This is a genomic window from Serratia sp. PF-27 (genome assembly GCF_030053255.1).
Classification (GTDB): Bacteria; Pseudomonadota; Gammaproteobacteria; order Enterobacterales; family Enterobacteriaceae; genus Serratia; species Serratia bockelmannii.
Window position 1 is genome coordinate 1 of the sequence record NZ_JASGBT010000012.1, and the last position, 1,459, is coordinate 1,459.

The following is a 1,459-nucleotide window of genomic DNA, read 5'->3' on the forward strand; positions in this document are numbered from 1 at the left end:
GCGTGTAGGGGGTGTGACCTGGTAAATCCGGTTGCATACTAACCCTGAGGCGTGATGACGATGCACTACGGTGCAGAAGTAGTTGATGCCCTGCTTCCAGGAAAATCCTCTAAGCATCAGGTAACATTAAATCGTACCCCAAACCGACACAGGTGGTCAGGTAGAGAATACCAAGGCGCTTGAGAGAACTCGGGTGAAGGAACTAGGCAAAATGGTGCCGTAACTTCGGGAGAAGGCACGCTGGCATGTAGGTGAAGTCCCTTGCGGATGGAGCTGAAGCCAGTCGAAGATACCAGCTGGCTGCAACTGTTTAATAAAAACACCAGCACTGTGCAAACACGAAAGTGGACGTATACGGTGTGACGCCTGCCCGGTGCTGGAAGGTTAATTGATGGGGTCAGCCGCAAGGCGAAGCTCTTGATCGAAGCCCCAGTAAACGGCGGCCGTAACTATAACGGTCCTAAGGTAGCGAAATTCCTTGTCGGGTAAGTTCCGACCTGCACGAATGGCGTAATGATGGCCAGGCTGTCTCCACCCGAGACTCAGTGAAATTGAACTCGCTGTGAAGATGCAGTGTACCCGCGGCAAGACGGAAAGACCCCGTGAACCTTTACTATAGCTTGACACTGAACATTGAGCCTTGATGTGTAGGATAGGTGGGAGGCTTTGAAGCGTGGACGCCAGTCTGCGTGGAGCCATCCTTGAAATACCACCCTTTAATGTTTGATGTTCTAACTCGGCCCCATAATCTGGGGTGAGGACAGTGTCTGGTGGGTAGTTTGACTGGGGCGGTCTCCTCCCAAAGAGTAACGGAGGAGCACGAAGGTTAGCTAATCACGGTCGGACATCGTGAGGTTAGTGCAAAGGCATAAGCTAGCTTGACTGCGAGAGTGACGGCTCGAGCAGGTACGAAAGTAGGTCTTAGTGATCCGGTGGTTCTGAATGGAAGGGCCATCGCTCAACGGATAAAAGGTACTCCGGGGATAACAGGCTGATACCGCCCAAGAGTTCATATCGACGGCGGTGTTTGGCACCTCGATGTCGGCTCATCACATCCTGGGGCTGAAGTAGGTCCCAAGGGTATGGCTGTTCGCCATTTAAAGTGGTACGCGAGCTGGGTTTAGAACGTCGTGAGACAGTTCGGTCCCTATCTGCCGTGGGCGTTGGAAGATTGAGAGGGGTTGCTCCTAGTACGAGAGGACCGGAGTGAACGCACCACTGGTGTTCGGGTTGTCATGCCAATGGCATTGCCCGGTAGCTAAGTGCGGAAAAGATAAGCGCTGAAAGCATCTAAGCGCGAAACTTGCCTCAAGATGAGTCTTCCCTGGGCCTTTAAGGCCCCTGAAGGAACGTTTAAGACTAAGACGTTGATAGGCTGGGTGTGTAAGTGCAGCGATGCATTGAGCTAACCAGTACTAATGATCCGTGAGGCTTAACCTTACAACACCGAAGGTGTTTT

Annotated in this window: 1 rRNA gene; it reads left to right on the top strand. The window is 52.4% G+C overall.

The annotated features are described in order from the left end of the window. Positions 1 to 1,440, top strand: a 23S ribosomal RNA gene (locus QMZ29_RS04890); the annotation flags it as partial. Positions 1,441 to 1,459: the final 19 nt, after the last annotated feature.